Origin of the sequence: Microbacterium sp. NPDC090003 (assembly GCF_044748385.1) — a bacterium.
Taxonomy (GTDB): domain Bacteria; phylum Actinomycetota; class Actinomycetes; order Actinomycetales; family Microbacteriaceae; genus Microbacterium.
Map to the genome: position 1 here is coordinate 2,610,764 of NZ_JBIVFW010000001.1, position 14,906 is coordinate 2,625,669.

Sequence of the window (14,906 nt, forward strand, 5' to 3'; positions counted from 1 at the left end):
TGCATCTGTGCTGTAGATTTGTTATAGAACAACTTCTGATCGAATGCAAGTCCTCTCCGGATGACCGAAGGAGCCCCATGACGACGCGCGACTCCCGCACCCCCGTCTACGGCATCGCCGTCGCCGCGCAGCTGTCGGATCTGCCCGAAGCCACGCTGCGTCTGTTCGAGAGCAAGGGTCTGCTCACCCCGTCACGCAGCGACGGGGGCACGCGCCGGTACAGCGACGATGATGTCGATCGGCTGCGGCGGGCCGCCGAGCTCCGCGGCGACGGGCTGAACATCGCGGGCATCCAGAGGGTTCTGGCGCTGCAGGACGAGAACGCCGGCCTCCAGAGCGAGAACGCGGGCCTGCAGAGCGAGAACGCGGGCCTGCAGAGCGAGAACGCCGGATTGAAATCGGAGAACGCGGGGCTGCGCGAGGGGCTCGGCGCGGACTGACCCGGGCCTCGGCGATACCCTGGCCAGCATGGATGCCGAGATCTTCTACGTCCTCGTCGGCGCCGTCGTCGTGGCGGCCATCGCCCGGTGGCGCGGGTGGCCTGCACCCCTGCTCGTCACGGTCGTCGCGCTGGCGGTGTCGTTCCTGCCGTTCGTCCCGGAGCTGCGCGCCGACGGGCACCTGCTGCTGAACCTCGTGCTGCCGCCGCTGCTGTATTCGGCGGCCCTCGACGTCTCGTTCGTCGGGTTCAGGCGCAGCCTGCCGCAGATCCGCCGACTCGGCATCTGGCTGGTGCTGATCACGGCGATCGCCGTGGGCCTGATCGCGTGGTGGATCTTCCCCGATCTGGGTCTGCCCGGAGCGCTCCTGCTCGGTGCGATCGTCTCGCCGCCCGATGCCGTCTCGGCCGCCGCGATCGGACGCAAGCTCGGCCTGCCGAGGCGCATCATGACCGTGCTCTCGGGCGAGAGCCTCATCAACGACGCGACCTCGCTGACGCTGTACCGGGTGTTCGCGGCGATCCTCGCGGGCGCGACGGTGAGCGTCGGGGGCGGTGTCTGGCAGTTCGTCGTCGCGGTGGCGGTGGGCGTCGGCATCGGCCTGGTGTTCGGCGTCGCGCTGCACCAGCTGCGCATGCGCATCACCGATCCCGTGGTGATCGGCACGTTCGGTCTGCTCGCACCCTTCGGCGCCTACGCGATCGCCGAGCACCTGAACGGCTCGGGCGTGCTCGCCGTCGTCGCGATGGGCCTTTACGTCGGGTTCAACGCCCCGCGCACCGATTACACGACCCGCCAGCAGGAGAAGCCGATCTGGCTGTCGGCCGACTTCCTGCTCGAGAGCTTCGTGTTCGCGTACATCGGCCTGCAACTGCCCCGTGTGGTCAGCGACCTCGGCGCCGAGTCGATCGGCGAGATCCTGCTGCTGTCGGGGGCGGTGCTGCTGGTCGTGCTCATCGTGCGGCCGCTGTACATCTATCCGATCAGCGCCTGGGCGAACTTCCAGGACCGCCGGCGCCTCGCCCGCTGGGACCGCGGGGTCGAGTCGGGGCAGTTCCAGAAGCGCCAGAAGCAGTCACGGCGGTGGAGCCAGTTCACCCCCGACGAGCTGCGCACGCAGATCGTGCGCGAGCGGATGGCGGGGCTGCAGCTCACCTGGAAGGACAACGCGGTCATCTCGTGGGCGGGCATGCGCGGCGTGGTCACGCTCGCGACGGCGCTCGCCGCAGCCGATCTCGCGACGCTCGACGAACGGGCCTCGCACGCGATCGTCGTGGTCGCGTTCGTCGTGACCGTCGGCACGCTGCTGCTGCAGGGGCTCACCCTCCCGATGCTGATCCGTCGCCTCGGCATCGCCAGCGACGTCGATCACGACGAGGACGAGAGGGCCCTCGCCGCGGTGAAGGAGAAGAGTCGCCGGGCCGGCAAGGCGTTCCTCGCCGAGAAGCGGGTGGAATGGGAGGAGAAGTACGGCGAGGTCGACCTCTCGATCTTCGACGCCTTCGCCAAGCGCATGACCCGCGTCGAGAAGGACACCGACGAGGCGCAGGAGGTCGAGGACTCGGTCACCAAGCCCTCGTACGACGACCTCGTCGCCCTCTCGAAGGGGTGGTTGCAGGTGCGCCGCGAGATCCTCCTCGAGGAGCGCGACAGGGGGAATCTCGACGAGGAGGTCATGCGCGAACTGATCGCGGCGATGGACGCCGAGGAGCTCGCCATGGACACCCGCGGGGCGACCCGTCCGGGCGAGCGCGCGTAGCGACGGCATCCGCTCGTCCGAGACAGAGAAGAGCGCCCCACGACAGAGAAGAGCGCCCCGCCCGGGAGGGCGAGGCGCTCTTCTGCAGAGGGGTGGCGCTCAGCGCGAGGCGGCGGGCTCCGGTGCGGCGGAAGCGCCGGCATCCGTCTCGGGGGCGTCGTCGTCATCGTCCTCGGCGAAGGGCAGACCCTCGCGAGGGGCGTTGTAGAGCGTCTCGTCGAGGATGCCCTCGCGCTTGGCGACGATCGTCGGGATGAGCGCCTGGCCCGCGACGTTGACCGCGGTGCGACCCATGTCGAGGATCGGGTCGATCGCGAGCAGCAGTCCGACGCCCTCGAGCGGCAGGCCGAGCGTCGACAGCGTGAGCGTGAGCATCACGACCGCGCCCGTCGTGCCGGCGGTGGCGGCCGAGCCCACGACCGAGACGATCACGATGAGCAGGTACTGCACGAAGTTGAGCTCGATGCCGAAGAACTGCGCGACGAAGATCGCGGCGATGGCCGGGTAGATCGCGGCGCAGCCGTCCATCTTGGTGGTCGCGCCGAAGGGCACGGCGAACGAGGCGTACGAGCGGGGCACCCCGAGGTTGCGCTCGGTGACGCGCTCGGTGAGGGGGAGCGTGCCGATCGAGGAGCGGCTGACGAAGGCCAGCTGCACGGCGGGCCAGACGCCCGAGAAGTACTGCTTGATCGACAGGCCGTGCGTCTTCACCAGCACGGGGTAGACGACGAAGAGCACGAGCGCGAGGCCGACGTAGATCGCGATCGCGAACCAGCCGAGCGAGGCGAGCTTCTCCCAGCCGTACTTGATGACGGCGGCGCCGATGAGGCCGAAGGTGCCGAGCGGGGCGATGCGGATGATCCACCACAGCACGCGCTGGATGACCTTGAGCAGCGACTCGGTGAAGACGAGGAACGGCTCGGCCTTCTTACCGGCCTTGAGGGCGGCGATGCCGACGACGGCGGCCACCACGATGACCTGCAGGATGTTGAAGCTGACGCTCGACGAAACGGCCCCGGCCTCGGCGTCGAACGAGCTGCTCACGCCGATACCGAGGAAGTTCTGCGGGATGAGCCCCAGCAGGAAGTTCCACCACGTGCCGACGGTGTAGGGCTCGCCGGGCTCGAGGCCCTCGCCCGCGCGGGCGCCGGGCTGGATGACGAGGCCGAGCACGATGCCGATGACGACGGCGATGAACGCGGTGATCGCGAACCACAGCAGCGTCTGTCCGGCGAGGCGGGCGGCGTTCTGCACGCGGCGCAGGTTCGAGATGCTCGCCACGATGGCGGTGAAGATGAGGGGCACGACGGCGGCGCGCAGCAGCGTCACGTACGAGCTGCCGATGGTGTCGAGGGTGGCCGAGAGGCCGTTCGGGTTCTCGGCGGTGGCGCCGAGCTGGCGGCCGATGAGGCCGGCGGCGATGCCGAGGACGAGAGCGGCGAGGATCTGGAAGCCGAACGACGTCAGCAGCTTCCGGATCGGTCCGCGGGTATCAGGCGCCTTCTGCGCGCGAGCGGTGGTACTCATTGCGGGGGGAACTCCAGAACAGATCGCGGCATGCCGATATACACGCCAGAACGTTCAACGCTAGGTCGATGTGGGAATTCCCTGGGCGGAAATGACGAAGGATGACGGATGCCGCAGCATCCGTCATCCTTCACTGTCGATCCGACCGGAGGTCAGACGAGGGAGGTCACTCCTCGATGGCGAGGCACTCGTTCATGTTGTCCTGGAGGATCTTCTGCAGCAGGTCGTAGTCGTCCTGGTTCGCCTGCTTGTCCTCGCCGTTGGCGAGGAAGTTGAGGGTCTCGTTGCTCAGGTCGGAGTCGACGAGGTAGCCCGAGAAGCACTCGGCGGCGTCGGCGGTGAAGATCTCGGACTGGCCGGCGTCTTCGAAGTACTTGGTGAGTCCGTCGGCGACCTGCGCCTCGGACGGACGGCTCGCGCCGCAGGCGGCGAGCGAGAGGGCGAGGGCCGCGGCGGGCAGGGCCAGCAGCAGGCGGGAGCGGGTGCGCAGTTTCCGGTCGAAGTTCATCATGCGGCCAGGTTATCGGCTCTCAGCCCATTGATAGGAATATCGGCATGGGGATATTTACCCATCACGATTTCTGCTAGGAGTGCGACGATGGCCTGATGTTCATGGTGACGACGAACGACATCCCGGGTTACCGGATCACGCAGGTGCTCGGCGAGGTCATGGGCCTCACGGTGCGCTCGACCGATTTCGGCCAGGGCTTCGCGGCTGGCTTCCGCTCGCTCGGCGGAGGGGAGATCCCCGAATACACGCAGGTCATGTACGAGGCTCGGCAGGTCGTCATGGGGCGCATGTGGGCCGAGGCGCAGCAGCGCGGAGGCAACGCGATCGTCGCGATGCGCTTCGACGCCGGGTCCATCCAGAACTTCACCGAGATCTGCGCCTACGGCACCGCGGTGGTCGTCGAGCCGCTCGCCCCGCAGCAGCCCGCGCCGCCCCAGCCGCCCCGGTTCTAGGGGCGGTCGGCGAGCACCAGGAGCTCGCCGACCTCGCAGTCGAGCGCGTCGCAGATCGCCCGCAGCGTCGAGTAACGGATGGCGCGGGCGCGGTCGTTCTTGAGCACCGATAGGTTCACGATGCTCACGCCCACGCGCGCGCTGAGCTCGGTGAGCGTCATGCCCCGTTCGGCGAGCAGCTCGTCGAGGCGGCAGTGGATGCCGGTGAACTCGTCGTCGTTCTCCGCCGGCGTCATACGAGCCCCTCGGTTTCCTTCTGCAGGGCGGCGTTCTCCTGCTGGGTGCGGATGCCGCGGCGGAAGGCGACGGCGATGAGGCCGACCGCGACTCCGGTCGCGAAGATCGGCGCGATGGCCCAGAACTCGGTCGGGTGCGCGGTCTCGCCGGGGCCGAGACCGCCGGCGGCGAGCACGCCGTTGCGTCCCATGGTCTCGAGGAGCAGGACGACGACGGGGGTGACGGCGAGCGTCCAGCCGATCACGTCGAAGGCGCGGGCGTTGGCACGGACGAAGAAGCGCCCGGCGAGGAAGTTGATCGCGACGACCATCACCGAGCCGATGACGGCGAGGGCGGCCAGGGCGGTGAGGGCGATGGCGCCGATGATCGCGCCGATGGAGACGCCGTTCACGTTCGGTGCCACGACGAGAACCTCCTGGGCGATGCCCTGGATGGACACGGCGCCGGAATCTCCGGTCGCGTCGACGGGCATCTCGTCGATGGGGATGACCCAGGCGATTCCGGTCTCTCGGAACGTCGACAGCACGCGCAGCCAGGTCGAGATGCCGACGATCACGACCGAGGCCGCCGCGTACAGCAGAACGGTGATCGCGTCGGCACGCTCGGAGCGGCTGGTCCGCGGTGCGCGGGCGGTGCGGGGATCGGGTGCAGTGGACATCAGACGAGTCCCTCCGTCTCCTTCTCGAGCGTCGCCTTCTCGCGCTGCAGGCGGTCGCCGACGGTGAAGGCGGTCATGATCACGGCCACGATGAAGGCGGCCAGCACCCAGGTGAACGGCTCGACGGTGAGCACCGCCGTATCGAGCCGGTTGTCGGTCATCAGCGACACGGTGGCGTTCGCGAGCATGTTGTCGAAGAACCTCGCCGCAGCGGCGCCGATCAGCCCGGTGAGACCGGCGGTCGCGACGAGAGCGCTGTTACGGCGGCTGAACACGCGGCCGCCGATGATGCTGCGCGACAGCAGCAGTAGGCATCCGACGACCGTCACGACCGTGAGGATCATCGCGAGCTGCCCCAGGATGCCCGGAACGATCGCGATCGGTGTGAGCTGCGGAGCGACGAGGATGCCGCGGTCGAGCTCGATCGGCACCGTCGCCGAGCCGTCGCTGAGAGCGACGTCGGCCACTCCGTCGACGAACTCGACCGTCACGGGCACGTTCGTGCCGCCCGCCAGCACGACGATGCGCATCACGGCGCTGATACCGATCCAGGCGGCGATCGCGAATCCCACGATCGAGAACGCGACGATCGACCAGCGGTCGCCGCGCGTGGGGACGTCCTGCGAGGTGCGCATATCCACTCCTTATCGATGATCGTTGTTATCGATTCCCGTTAACATATCGACTCTCGATAAAGGCGTCAACCCGCCCGGCCGAACCGGCCCGTCGCACGGCGTCACCGCACTATGCCGACGGCGAACACGGGCATACACGGCATCCGCGGTCGTTACTCTCGGTATACAAGCGCTCGCACCCACAGGGAACGTGCGAACCAAGGAGTTGACAATGTTCGAGAGATTCACCGACCGAGCCCGTCGTGTGGTCGTCCTCGCCCAAGAAGAGGCGAAGATGCTCAACCACAACTACATCGGTACCGAGCACATCCTGCTCGGTCTCATCCACGAAGGCGAGGGCGTCGCCGCCAAGGCGCTGGAGTCCCTCGGCATCTCCCTCGACGCGGTGCGCGAGCAGGTGCAGGACATCATCGGCCAGGGTCAGCAGCAGCCGACCGGCCACATCCCCTTCACCCCCCGCGCCAAGAAGGTGCTCGAGCTCAGCCTCCGCGAGGCCCTGCAGCTCGGCCACAATTACATCGGCACCGAGCACATCCTGCTCGGTCTCATCCGCGAGGGTGAGGGCGTCGCCGCGCAGGTGCTCGTCAAGCTCGGCGCCGACCTCAACAAGGTGCGCCAGCAGGTCATCCAGCTGCTCTCGGGCGCCCCGGGCCGCGAGCCCGCCGCCGTCGGCGCGCAGAGCAACGACACCCCGAGCGCGCAGGGCGGCTCGCAGGTTCTCGACCAGTTCGGTCGCAACCTCACGCAGGCCGCACGCGACAACAAGCTCGACCCGGTCATCGGGCGCGAGAAGGAGGCGGAGCGGGTCATGCAGATCCTCTCCCGCCGCTCGAAGAACAACCCGGTGCTGATCGGCGAGCCCGGCGTCGGCAAGACCGCCGTCGTCGAGGGCCTCGCGCAGGCCATCGTCAAGGGCGATGTGCCCGAGACGCTGAAGGACAAGCAGCTGTACTCGCTCGACCTCGGCTCGCTCATCGCCGGTTCCCGCTACCGCGGAGACTTCGAGGAGCGCCTGAAGAAGGTCACCAAGGAGATCCGCACGCGCGGCGACATCATCGTCTTCATCGACGAGATCCACACCCTCGTGGGTGCGGGTGCCGCCGAGGGCGCGATCGATGCGGCCAGCATCCTCAAGCCGCTGCTCGCCCGCGGTGAGCTCCAGACCATCGGCGCCACCACGCTCGACGAGTACCGCAAGCACTTCGAGAAGGATGCCGCGCTCGAGCGCCGCTTCCAGCCGGTGCAGGTCAACGAGCCGAGCCTGCCGCACGCGATCAACATCCTCAAGGGTCTGCGCGACCGCTACGAGGCGCACCACAAGGTGCAGATCACGGACGGCGCGATCGTCGCGGCGGCGAACCTCGCCGACCGCTACGTCTCCGACCGCTTCCTGCCCGACAAGGCCATCGACCTGATCGACGAGGCCGGCGCACGCCTGCGTCTGTCGATCCTGTCGAGCCCGCCCGAGCTGCGCGAGTTCGACGAGAAGATCGCCAAGGTGCGCGAGCAGAAGGAAGTCGCCAGCGAAGAGCAGGACTTCGAGAAGGCCGCCGCCCTGCGCGACGAGGAGAAGAGCCTCCTCGCCGAGCGCCTGCGCCTCGAGAAGCAGTGGCGTGCGGGCGACGTCGCCACCAGTGCGGTCGTCGACGAGGGGCTGATCGCCGAGGTGCTCGCACAGGCCACCGGCATCCCCGTCTTCAAGCTCACGGAAGAGGAGTCCTCGCGACTCGTCTTCATGGAGAAGGCCCTGCACCAGCGCGTCATCGGACAGGAAGAGGCCATCGCCGCCCTGTCGAAGACGATCCGTCGTCAGCGCGCCGGCCTCAAGGACCCGAAGCGTCCCTCGGGCTCGTTCATCTTCGCCGGCCCCACGGGGGTCGGAAAGACCGAGCTCGCCAAGGCGCTCGCCGAGTTCCTGTTCGACGACGAAGCCGCCCTCATCTCGCTCGACATGAGCGAGTTCGGCGAGAAGCACACCGTCTCGCGTCTGTTCGGTGCCCCTCCCGGGTTCGTCGGATTCGAAGAGGGCGGGCAGCTCACCGAGAAGGTGCGCCGCAAGCCGTTCAGCGTGGTGCTCTTCGACGAGATCGAGAAGGCCCACCCCGACATCTTCAACTCGCTGCTGCAGATCCTCGAAGAGGGTCGGCTCACCGACGGCCAGGGTCGGATCGTGGACTTCAAGAACACGGTCATCATCATGACCACCAACCTGGGTGCGCGCGACATCGCGGGCGGTCCGGTCGGGTTCCAGATCGAGGGCAGCAACGCGACGAGCTACGACCGCATGAAGGGCAAGGTGAACGAAGAGCTCAAGCGGCACTTCAAGCCCGAGTTCCTCAACCGCGTCGACGACATCATCGTGTTCCCGCAGCTCAACAAGGAGGAGCTGGTGCAGATCGTCGATCTGTTCACCAAGCGCCTCAGCGAGCGGCTGCTCGACCGCGACATGACGATCGAGCTCTCGCAGGGGGCCAAGGAGCGTCTCATCGAGATCGGGTTCGACCCGGCACTCGGTGCGCGCCCGCTGCGCCGCGCGATGCAGCACGAGGTCGAGGACCGTCTGTCGGAGAAGATCCTGCACGGCGAGCTCGACTCGGGCGACCACGTGAAGGTCGACGCGAAGGACGGGGAGTTCCTGTTCGAGCACGGCCCCCGCGAGGGCGGACCGGTCGCGGTCGGCGTCAACACCGGCGGCGACATCTCGGCCACGCCCGATCTCGCGATCACGGGCGACTGACCTGATCGTCGACCTCGGCTCCTGAGCGAGCGGAGCGAGACGAAGGAAGGGGCGGATGCTTCGGCATCCGCCCCTTTTCTGTGCCCGGTTCCCCTGCGCGTATCGCTGCCGCCGGTCGTCCTGCCCCGCACAACTTCGGAGTTTTGAGCCGACATGCCGTGATCGCACGCCGCCGAGCGGCGCGTCGTGCCGGATCTCCGAAGTTGTGCGTCGAGTCTGGGAGGCGAGGCGCTCGGGGGGTATCCAGGAGCGCGGTTCTAGGCTGGACGCGTGAGCGACTACATCGTCCGGCCGGCGCGGAGCGCCGACATCGTCGGCATCCGCAATCTGCTGCAGCCGATGGTCGAGCAGCGCATCCTCCTGGGCAAGGATCTCGCCGTGCTCTACGGGGCCGTGCAGGAGTTCGTCGTGGCCGAGGCCGACGGCGAGCTGATCGGCTGCGGCGCGCTGCACGTTTTCTGGGAGGACCTGGGCGAGGTGCGCACGCTGCTCGTCAGCGACGCCTGGTTGCACCACGGGGTCGGGCGCGCGATCGTCGAGCGCCTCGAGCAGAACGCGGTCACGCTCGGGCTCTCGCGGCTGTTCTGCCTGACGTTCGAGGTGGAGTTCTTCAGCCGTCGGGGCTTCACGACCATCGGTGAGCAGGTCGTCGATCCCGACGTCTACTCGCAGCTGCTGCGCAGCGGTGATGCGGGTGTGGAGGAGTTCCTCGATCTCGCGCACGTCAAGCCCAACACGCTCGGCAACACGCGGATGCTGAAGCACCTGAACTAGCCTGGAACCCATGCCCCGTCAGTCCGCAGCCGTCTACCGCCGTCGGCGCATCGTGCTGCTCGGCGGACTGATCATTTTGCTCGCGGCGATCGGGATCGGTGTGTGGCTGCTGGTCGCCCAGCCGTGGGCCTCGGCCGCGACCGAGAGCGCCCCGAAGCCCACCCCGACGTCTTCATCGACCTCGTCGAGCGCGTCGACCCCGACGCCCGGCACGGTCGCGAGCCCGGATGCCGAGGCATCCAACCCGCAACTCCCGCCGGATGAGGCGCCGGAGGACGTGCCGGACGCATCGCAGACGCCCGCGATCGTGGCGTGCCAGGCGAAGGACATCGAGGTGAAGGCCGTCGCAGACGCCGAGTCGTACGCCGACGGCGTGCTGCCGAAGCTGTCGATCTCACTCACCAACAAGGGCTCGAGCGACTGCACGCTCGACGTCGGCTCGACGATGCAGTCGATCACGGTCTCGAGCGGCTCCGACGTGTGGTGGCGCTCGACCGACTGCCAGCAGAACCCGAGCAGCATGATCGCGACGCTCACCGCGGGAACCACCGTCACCAGCAAGGACCCGGTCACCTGGGACCGCACGCGGTCGAGCGTCGAGACCTGCGAGCAGGAGAACCGGCAGCGCGCTCCCGGCGGGGGTGCGTCGTATCACGTGGCGGTGTCGATCGGTGGATTCGCCAGTGTATCCACGCAGCAGATCCTGCTGTACTGAGTCGATATCGACCGTTTTCTGCTCGGAACGCTTCGAAACACGTAGCAGACCCGGTGGATTCTCCCGAAAAGCTCTGATGCATCGGTAACTGCTGACAGCTTTGGTTCTTTGGGATACCATTGAAGTCGATTCTCTGATTCATGCGGCACCATGCCATCCCCAGTGGCGTCGACTTACAGCGTCCCCAGCGCTTCGACACCGCCGCTCGAGAATCCGAGGGCCCTCTCGAGTACCCCAGTCCCCAATGTGGGACTCGAGAGGGCCCCAATCGTCTCCGCAGGCTCTGCCCGCGTCGAGACGGTTGCACGCCCGCGCGCCTAGGCTGGAGGCATGGCAGCGAAGAAGGCGAAGAGCGCGAAGCAGAAGCCGGCCCCCGAGGATTTCCGATCGGATGCCCTGGCGCTGGCGCTCGAGAAGCAGGACGTCGCGGCGGTCGCCCTCGCGCTACGCAACGGCACGACGGTCGTGCCGTTGGTGAAGCCCGGCGCGCGCGACAACCCGCTCGACACCGGCGAGGTGTGGACCTATCGCGACCCCTCGTCGGGCGACCTCGCCCTGCTGCTGTTCAGCGACGCGAAGAACAAGCCCGAGAACCTTCCTCCGGGCGTCGGGATCTTCTCCGCCCAGTGGCTGCGGAAGTTCCTCGGCACGCATCCGATCACGACCGTGTTCCTCGACATCGCCGGTCCCCACCCGATGCAGGCCTCGCCGCAGGAGATCCTCAAGGCCCTCGAGGCCTGACCCGCGCGACGGGACCTCGCGTCGCGGCCCCCCGTCGCGTCCTCACGTCGCACTGTCCTCAGAACGGCGGAATATCGCGCTCGTCGCGTCGACCGCCCCCGCCGCTGCGAGCCTTCACATCGGTGAGGGCGGCGCGCAGCGTCTTCGACCGGTCGTCGACGACCTGCTCGTAGCCCAGGCGGGCCGCCTCGGATCGGCGCTGCGCCGACTGGGTCACGGGGCGGATCTCACCCGCGAGGCTGAGCTCGCCGACGGCCGCGACCGTGCGCGGCACCGAGATCTGGCGGATCGACCCCGCGACCGCGATCGCGATCGCGAGGTCGGCGGCCGGTTCGGTGAAGCGCACGCCGCCGACCGTCGAGACGTACACGTCGAGGTTGCTGGTCGGTACTCCCGCTCGACGCTCGAGGATCGCGAGCACCATCGCGACCCGCGCCGCATCGACGCCCTGCACGACGCGGCGGGGGTTCGGGGCCTGCGTGGGCACGGTGAGCGCCTGTACTTCGACGGGGAGGGCGCGGCGCCCCTCGAGCGAGATGGCCACGCACGTGCCGGGCTCGGTCGCCCCCTGCGAGAGGAACAGGCCGGAGGGGTCGGGAACCTCGGCGATGCCGTCGCCGGTCATCTCGAAGCATCCGACCTCGTCGGTGGGCCCGAAGCGGTTCTTCAGGGCACGGATGAAGCGGAGCGACGTCTGCCGGTCGCCCTCGAAATGGCAGACCACGTCGACCAGATGCTCGAGCACCCGGGGCCCGGCGACCTGGCCGTCTTTCGTGACGTGCCCGACGATGATGATCGGCAGGTCGCGGTCCTTCGCGACGCGGATGAGCGTCGAGGCCACCTCGCGCACCTGACTGGGCTGCCCGGCCGCGCCGTCGATCATCGCCGAGGAGACGGTCTGCACCGAGTCGACGATCACCAGCTGCGGCTGCACCTCGTCGATGTGCCCCAGGATCGTGGCGAGATCGGTCTCGCTCGCCAGGTAGAGCTCGTCGTGCAGCGCCCCGGTGCGCTCGGCGCGCAGACGCACCTGCGCGGGGGACTCCTCGGCGCTCGCGTAGAGCACCCGTCGCCCGGCATGCGCGGCCTTCGCGGCGACCTCGAGCAGCAGCGTGGACTTGCCCACGCCCGGCTCGCCGCTGAGCAGAATGGCCGCCCCCGGCACGATGCCGCCGCCGAGCACGCGGTCGAATTCGCCGACTCCGCTCGTGCGGCGCGGGGCATCGGTCGTGGTGATCTGGGTGATCGGACGCGCGGCCTTCGCGGCCAGGGGAGCCTGCGCGCTCACGCGTTGCACGATGCCGGTCTGCGTGGCCTGCTCCTGCACCGTTCCCCATTGCTGGCACTCGCCGCAGCGGCCCACCCACTTGGCGGTCGTCCACCCGCACTCGGTGCAGACGTACGCGGGCGGGGCGGGACGACGGGTGGCCATCCAGCAAGGCTAGCCGCGGCATCCGACATCGCGGCGCAGGCGCCGGGCAGAGGGCCGTGCGCACCCATGCGGCGGGGCTATCGCGGGCATCCGACATCCCTATCGCGAACGGCATCACCCGCCCGCACCACCGGGCCATACTGGAGTCATGGCCAGCGCCGGGCCCGTCTGCGGGCCGATCTCCACGTACTCGCGAGTGCAGCTCCTGCACCTCGTGCAGACGCGTGCGCAGCGCACGATCGGCGAGCTGTGCGAGGCGACGGGTCTGCACGCCAACACCGTGCGCGAGCACCTGCAGCGGCTGATCGAGGGCGGATACGTGATCGCGGCCACCGAGCACCGCACCACCCGAGGCCGCCCCCGCACCCTGTACAGCGCCGCGACCGGGATGGCGGATGCCTCCAGCCCCATCGCCCGCGACAAGGTCAGCGCCGCGGCCCGCCGCGGAGACCTCCTGCGCCGGGTCATGCCGGGCGCGGCATCCGATCTCGGTCGCGACGCGACCTATCAACTCGATGCACTCATCGAACACCTGGAAGAGAGCGGCTTCGAGCCCGTCGTCGACGACGTGCAGCTCACCGTCGATCTCAGCCCGTGCCCGCATGCCGCGGGCCGCGCGGAAGACCGTCCGATGCTCTGCAGCGTGCACCTCGGCCTCATGCAGGGGGTGCTCACCGAAGCCGGTGGGCCGATCTCTGCGGATGCCGTGCGCACGTCCGCCCTCCCGGCGGACTGCACCGTGCAGCTGCGTCTGACGGAGATGTCCGCCGTCTAGGCGAGCATCCGTTTTATTCACGGCCCGCAGCCCCACGAGGGCGGCAGGCCCGTGGTTAGCGTGGCAGCAGGCTGAGAAAGAGGAGTGCTCCATGGAATGGCTCGACCCCCTGGTCCTGTCACGATGGCAGTTCGGATTGACGACCGTCTACCACTACCTGTTCGTGCCCCTCACGATCGGCATGGCGCTGGTGGCGGCGATCTTCCAGACCGCGTGGGTGCGCACCGCCAAGGTGCAGTACCTGCACCTCACGCGCTTCTTCGGCAAGATCTTCCTCATCAACTTCGCCATGGGCGTCGTCACCGGCATCGTGCAGGAGTTCCAGTTCGGAATGAACTGGTCGGACTACTCCCGCTTCGTCGGCGACGTCTTCGGCGCACCGCTCGCCTTCGAGGGCCTGCTCGCCTTCTTCTTCGAGGCGACGTTCATCGGCCTGTGGATCTTCGGGTGGGACAAGCTGCCGCAGAAGCTGCACCTCGCCACCATCTGGTGCGTCTCGATCGGCAGCATCCTCTCGGCGTACTTCATCATCGCCGCCAACGCGTTCATGCAGAACCCGGTCGGCTACGTCTACAATCCCGAGACGAACCGCGCCGAGCTCACCGACTTCTGGGCCCTGCTGACCAACCCCGTGGCGCTCGCGGCCTTCCCGCACACGATCTTCGGCGCGCTGATGTTCGCCGCCGGGGTCATCATCTCGGTCTCGGCCTGGCACCTCGCCCGCGGCCAGCACTTCGACACGATGCGCATCTCGCTGAAGTTCGGGCTCTGGGCGATGATCGTCTCGACCGCCGGGGTCGTGCTCACCGGCGACCAGCTGGGCCTCGCGATGTACGCGGCGCAACCCATGAAGATGGCCGCGGCGGAGGCGACGTTCAACACCGTCTGCGGCTACGACGCGTCGTTCAGCATCTTCACGCTCGGCACACCCGACGGCAGCTCGGAGCTGTTCTCCATCCGCGTGCCGTACCTGCTGTCGCTGCTCTCGACGCATTCCTTCGACGCCTGCGTGCACGGCATCAACGACCTGAACGCCGAGTACATGACGACGTTCGCCGACACCGGCATCACCGACTTCGCCCCGATCCTCTGGATCACCTACTGGGCGTTCCGCTGGATGATCGGCCTCGGCATCGCCGCCGCCCTCGTCGCGCTCGTCGGCCTCTGGATCACCCGCAAGAACGCCAAGCGCGAGCCCGCACCGTGGATGTGGAAGATCGCGATCTGGTCGTTCCCGCTCGCCCTCGCCGCCAACATCATGGGCTGGGTCTTCACCGAGATGGGGCGCCAACCCTGGATCGTGTTCGGGCTCATGACCACGCAGGACGGCGTCTCGCCGGGCGTGAGCGGACTCGAGGTGCTGATCTCGCTCATCGCCTTCACCGCGATCTACGCCTCGCTCGCGGTCGTCGAGATCCGTCTCATCATCCGGGCCGCCCAGAAGGGGCCCGACACCACCGAAGAACCCCACGAGGAGACGGCCCAGCTGCCGTCGGTCGTGTACTGAGAGGAA

15 protein-coding genes are annotated in these 14,906 nt (G+C 68.2%); 9 read left to right on the plus strand and 6 right to left on the minus strand.

All coding sequences use genetic code 11. The features are described from left to right. The first annotated feature begins 77 nt into the window (after positions 1 to 77). Both ACIPVN_RS12590 and ACIPVN_RS12595 read left to right on the plus strand, forming a co-directional pair. On the plus strand, positions 78 to 440 hold the full coding sequence (locus ACIPVN_RS12590) for a MerR family transcriptional regulator (protein ID WP_400443176.1): 363 nt from the start codon (positions 78 to 80) through the stop codon (positions 438 to 440). 28 nt (positions 441 to 468) lie between these two features. Beyond that, a complete protein-coding gene (locus ACIPVN_RS12595) occupies positions 469 to 2,199 on the plus strand; it encodes a cation:proton antiporter (protein WP_400443177.1) in 1,731 nt (576 codons plus the stop codon). A 99-nt stretch (positions 2,200 to 2,298) separates the two neighbouring features. Here the strand turns inward: ACIPVN_RS12595 and ACIPVN_RS12600 are convergent, their stop codons facing one another. Then, positions 2,299 to 3,726 carry a dicarboxylate/amino acid:cation symporter gene (locus tag ACIPVN_RS12600; RefSeq protein WP_400443179.1) on the minus strand — a complete coding sequence of 476 codons (1,428 nt, stop codon included), beginning with the start codon at positions 3,724 to 3,726 and terminating at the stop codon, positions 2,299 to 2,301. Positions 3,727 to 3,892: 166 nt separating this feature from the next. Further along, complete coding sequence (locus tag ACIPVN_RS12605; protein ID WP_400443181.1) at positions 3,893 to 4,237, minus strand: hypothetical protein; 345 nt, start codon at positions 4,235 to 4,237, stop codon at positions 3,893 to 3,895. Between the two features lie 95 nt (positions 4,238 to 4,332). Here ACIPVN_RS12605 and ACIPVN_RS12610 point away from each other — a divergent pair, with 95 nt between their 5' ends. Next, a complete protein-coding gene (locus ACIPVN_RS12610) occupies positions 4,333 to 4,689 on the plus strand; it encodes a YbjQ family protein (protein ID WP_400443183.1) in 357 nt (118 codons plus the stop codon). On the opposite strand, the gene ACIPVN_RS12615 is transcribed toward ACIPVN_RS12610, so the two are convergent. From ACIPVN_RS12615 to ACIPVN_RS12625, 3 genes are read right to left on the minus strand one after another with little or no spacing between them, the layout of a single operon-like run. Continuing rightward, positions 4,686 to 4,925: a helix-turn-helix domain-containing protein gene (locus ACIPVN_RS12615; protein ID WP_400443185.1), complete on the minus strand. Its 240-nt coding sequence runs from the start codon at positions 4,923 to 4,925 to the stop codon at positions 4,686 to 4,688. The two genes, ACIPVN_RS12610 and ACIPVN_RS12615, sit on opposite strands and share 4 nt — an antisense overlap. Next, complete coding sequence (locus tag ACIPVN_RS12620; protein WP_400443187.1) at positions 4,922 to 5,584, minus strand: hypothetical protein; 663 nt, start codon at positions 5,582 to 5,584, stop codon at positions 4,922 to 4,924. Before ACIPVN_RS12620 ends, ACIPVN_RS12615 begins: the two co-directional genes overlap by 4 nt. Beyond that, on the minus strand, positions 5,584 to 6,219 hold the full coding sequence (locus ACIPVN_RS12625) for a hypothetical protein (protein ID WP_400443189.1): 636 nt from the start codon (positions 6,217 to 6,219) through the stop codon (positions 5,584 to 5,586). Before ACIPVN_RS12625 ends, ACIPVN_RS12620 begins: the two co-directional genes overlap by 1 nt. A gap of 211 nt (positions 6,220 to 6,430) precedes the next feature. Between ACIPVN_RS12625 and ACIPVN_RS12630 the strand changes: the two genes are divergently transcribed. The 4 genes from ACIPVN_RS12630 (at position 6,431) to ACIPVN_RS12645 (ending at position 11,186) form a co-directional block, all read left to right on the plus strand. Next, on the plus strand, positions 6,431 to 8,956 hold the full coding sequence (locus ACIPVN_RS12630) for an ATP-dependent Clp protease ATP-binding subunit (protein WP_400443191.1): 2,526 nt from the start codon (positions 6,431 to 6,433) through the stop codon (positions 8,954 to 8,956). 270 nt (positions 8,957 to 9,226) lie between these two features. Then, positions 9,227 to 9,730, plus strand: coding sequence for an amino-acid N-acetyltransferase (locus ACIPVN_RS12635; protein WP_400443193.1), 504 nt, complete (start codon positions 9,227 to 9,229; stop codon positions 9,728 to 9,730). A 10-nt stretch (positions 9,731 to 9,740) separates the two neighbouring features. Continuing rightward, entirely contained in the window at positions 9,741 to 10,445 is a 705-nt protein-coding gene (locus tag ACIPVN_RS12640) for a hypothetical protein (protein WP_400443194.1), read from the plus strand. Positions 10,446 to 10,775: 330 nt separating this feature from the next. After that, entirely contained in the window at positions 10,776 to 11,186 is a 411-nt protein-coding gene (locus tag ACIPVN_RS12645) for a dehydrogenase (protein ID WP_400443196.1), read from the plus strand. Positions 11,187 to 11,244: 58 nt separating this feature from the next. Here ACIPVN_RS12645 and radA read toward each other — a convergent pair whose 3' ends face one another. Further along, entirely contained in the window at positions 11,245 to 12,618 is a 1,374-nt protein-coding gene (radA, locus tag ACIPVN_RS12650; protein ID WP_400443198.1) for a DNA repair protein RadA, read from the minus strand. Positions 12,619 to 12,766: 148 nt separating this feature from the next. On the opposite strand from radA, the gene ACIPVN_RS12655 reads away from it, so the two are divergent. Beyond that, on the plus strand, positions 12,767 to 13,393 hold the full coding sequence (locus ACIPVN_RS12655) for a helix-turn-helix transcriptional regulator (protein ID WP_400443200.1): 627 nt from the start codon (positions 12,767 to 12,769) through the stop codon (positions 13,391 to 13,393). 91 nt (positions 13,394 to 13,484) lie between these two features. Beyond that, positions 13,485 to 14,900, plus strand: a complete 1,416-nt coding sequence (locus ACIPVN_RS12660) for a cytochrome ubiquinol oxidase subunit I (protein WP_400443202.1) — start codon at positions 13,485 to 13,487, stop codon at positions 14,898 to 14,900. Positions 14,901 to 14,906: the final 6 nt, after the last annotated feature.